Consider the following 3,348-nt stretch of genomic DNA (forward strand, 5'->3'; position numbering starts at 1 on the left):
AGGGGCCTGTCGGGCCTCCGCCAGGCACCAGACTCACTACGCCAGGGGTGGTCAACTTTTCGATTAGCAAAGTGGTCAACTTTTCGCTTGACAAACACAGATGTTCATGGAGATTGGACTGTTCCAAATGTATACAACATGAATCAACCTTTTGGGTGGGCTTATTCGTGCACTTGGGTGGGAATCGGGGGTTATAATACGCCGGATTTGGTTCAGGCCGGTACCGAACAAGATTTCTATGTTTCTCAATATTATACCTATAATTCAAACTATTATGCATGGTTTGAAGTATATCCTCTTGATTACTAACAGAAAATATCTAACTTTCCTATATCACCTGGAGATCAAATCTATACGGATAACCTATAGCAATGGTACATTTTCGTATTATATCGAAGATTACACAACAGGTCTGGCGACAAGCGGCCATGTTAATAATGTTTCAAATTATTACGATGGATCAACTGCAGAATGGATTGTAGAGAGAACAGAAATAGGAAACCAACCTTCCTAATTTAGCCGATTTTAATTCGGTTACGTTTACTAATTGCAATACAAACAGTTCGGTCTATGGAGCGCATCCTCTTGGTTGGTATACGAATTACGAAGTTGAAATGACTTCGGATGGAAGCTCAAGTGGCACCCCTCTCGCTAACGCTTCATCGTTAACAACATCAACACAGTTTACCGACTAATGGCATAATTTTAATTGAAAAGTATATTTCTACAATTAATGTGGCGACATGCGCCAAGTACTTAGCTCTTTAATCAATTACGAAGTTTACTACTGGTTTGTCTCGTTGTTGCATTGAGGATCAAAATGCGATCAAGTGGCATTGGGTCAGGTTTATGTCGCAGAGTGGAAGGACAGGATCAGGATAAAGAGCGTTTTCATGGAGGTGACAACCATTAAGCGATTATTGGTTGCTGCCAGTCGCAGAAGTGTAAGTTATCTGTTTTTCTGTATTTTGATTTTTGGAATTGTCCTCGGGATCAACTTGTACAAGAAATTACACTATTCAACATTTGAGTTGACTGTTAACGGTCGTTGTGAATTGTCGCAAACCTCTAATGGATTTGGTGGCACGAACAATCCGATTAAACCAACACAGCAGACGAGCACTCAAACAACGTATAAAAACTTGCGCACATACTGGTGGGGAGACCATACTATTTATACCTTAGGAAGTCCGGCTAGTGGACTCTGGTTCCGAGTGGAATCCACGGTTCGGGGCGGCTTTGTGCTAGTGCCTGGCGATTATGGCACCCGGGCCGCCGTTGTGGGAATCGATGTTAGGGGTCAAGCCGGGAATTCTGTTCATGATCTACTACCAGGACGATGGTACGAGGTCAAACAGTACGGTCGTCCATTCCGAATAAAACTGAATTGGTAATACAAGAACAACTTAAATTTAGAAATTGCTGAACAGGTGAGCGTAGAGTGGTAAACGTCAATCGAACTACACCTTGACTGTAAGCGTAAACTGAAACTCACATGGCTTTCATCCCACATTTCGCGCCTGTTTTTCGGGCTTGTGTTCATTTTCGACAGGAATTTTGATTCCACACGTGGAATTGGATAGCCTACGGAGGGAGCCATCATGAAGACGATCGTATGGGCGGTGGATGGCTCGGAGTGCGCGTGGCGAGCCGGCGAGTGGGCGGCGGGGATGTTGGACAAGTGGCCGGAAGCGAGGCTGGTCGCGGTGTATGTGCATGTGCCGACGGCTCCGGCGGCCGATGCGTGGACAGGGATCGGGATGCCAACGGTGATGAACGTGGAAGCGCAGGAGTCAGCCATCGAGCATGAGCTTCGAGAACAGGTGTTGACGAAGTTCCAGGCATATAATGGGCGCGTGACGTTCCGCACTGAATACGGCGTGCCGGCGGACGCGATCGTGAACATAGCTGAAGAGATGGGTGCAGATCTGATTGTGATAGGCACGCATGGACGGAAGGGGATCGACCGCGTGCTCATGGGCAGTGTCAGTACGGCGGTGATGCATCGGGCGAAGCAGGCGGTGTTGGTGGTGAGGTGAGCCTAGACACGAAAGGCGAGAGCGGCACAGGAGTTAGACATAAAGGATTCTCCATCCATAAATGGATTTCCTGCTTGGCGTTATGCGAACATTTCGTAAAGATCGATCGCGTCAGGGGGACACATCCATTTTTGGCTTAGGGGGAATCCGTACGTATGAGACTCGATGCTCTTGCAGAAGACAGGTATTCGGCGCATACCGCATATCACGAATCCGCCTCCCGGACGGAAGAAGCGAACCGGATGACGACGAGATCACCCGAGCGAGACACGAAGACATCCACAGAGCCTTCCCTGTCGTTGGCTCCGGCGCATATCACGATTTCGGATGAGGCGTATCGGTTGTATTCGCAGTATCCTAAGATCACAAACACAGAGGACGAACGAAGCATCAAAGCCACGGACAATTCTGGGGACGTGTCACGGTCGAGTTCGTACGTGGTCAGCCGGGCTCAAGCGGCGTATTCGCAAGCGCAGGCTCATGCGAATTCGTTTGCGTCGACAAAGTCGGAGGAAGAAGCGGCGCATAATACACACGAGCCATCAAGCGGGGATAGGGAGAACAATTGGATCGAGGATGTCGCTAAGGTGGCCGGGCGGATCTCCGCAGGTGCAGCCACTGCCGCGGTACTTACTTCGTGGCTCCCGGAGATTGCTGGAGTTGCTGATGCTGTTTCCTTGGTGTCGGGAACAGTAGCGTTGAGCGCAGATTTTGTTTTATCGGTTGAACATAAACAGTCCCCGGCTGTTGTTGGTCTGGATGTGGCTGCTCTCGTTCCTGCTCTTGGTGTACTGAAAGAAGGCACGAAGGTTGCAGAAGGAATTAAAGATCTATCACACGCTATCCAACCCACATTTCGCGCCCGTTTTTCGGGCTTGTGTTCATTTTCGACAGGAATTTTGATTCCACACGTGGAATTGGATAGCCCGTCGTATCTTCGTGCGGGAGGCTTTCCAGTTGTTCGGTCCAGTTCGCTCGTATGTCATGGGGCCTGCGCCCGTTTTAGCCAGACTGATCGACGAGTTGAAGTGGGTAGAGATCATCGACGAGTTCGTGCCACGTCCAGATAGCAAACTGTCCGTCGGGCTGCGTACCAAGGCGTTGCTGGTTAATATCGGCACAAATCGCGAAGCCCTCTACCGGGTGGAGGAGTTCTACGCGCAACGGGATGTGGAAGTCCTGCTTGGAAGCGGCGTCTCCGCAGACGATCGAGAGTGTAAAATGAACTGTGTAAACTCCCCAGACTCGAGCTTGGGAGTCTACATGGGGAGTGAAGCGAAATGGAAGCTAAGAGACAGCTCGTTTCTAA

At 49.4% G+C, this 3,348-nt stretch carries 3 protein-coding genes; all 3 read left to right on the top strand.

Translation table 11 applies throughout. The annotated features are described in order from the left end of the window. Window positions 1-309: G1 family glutamic endopeptidase (locus J3481_RS14210; RefSeq protein WP_236011751.1), on the top strand; the 309-nt coding region annotated here is incomplete at its 5' end. Between the two features lie 1,292 nt (window positions 310-1,601). Beyond that, on the top strand, window positions 1,602-2,039 hold the full coding sequence (locus J3481_RS14215) for a universal stress protein (protein WP_206832776.1): 438 nt from the start codon (window positions 1,602-1,604) through the stop codon (window positions 2,037-2,039). 939 nt (window positions 2,040-2,978) lie between these two features. Then, the coding region (locus J3481_RS14220) for a DUF4277 domain-containing protein (RefSeq protein WP_456237097.1) at window positions 2,979-3,348 on the top strand (370 nt) is incomplete at its 3' end.

The organism is Alicyclobacillus fructus (assembly GCF_017329605.1).
Taxonomy (GTDB): Bacteria; Bacillota; Bacilli; order Alicyclobacillales; family Alicyclobacillaceae; genus Alicyclobacillus; species Alicyclobacillus fructus.

What these genes read in the sequence shown, in the direction of transcription:
- J3481_RS14215 (WP_206832776.1), top strand. Translation starts at nt 1,602, where the DNA reads ATGAAGACGATCGTATGGGCGGTGGATGGCTCGGAGTGCGCGTGGCGA.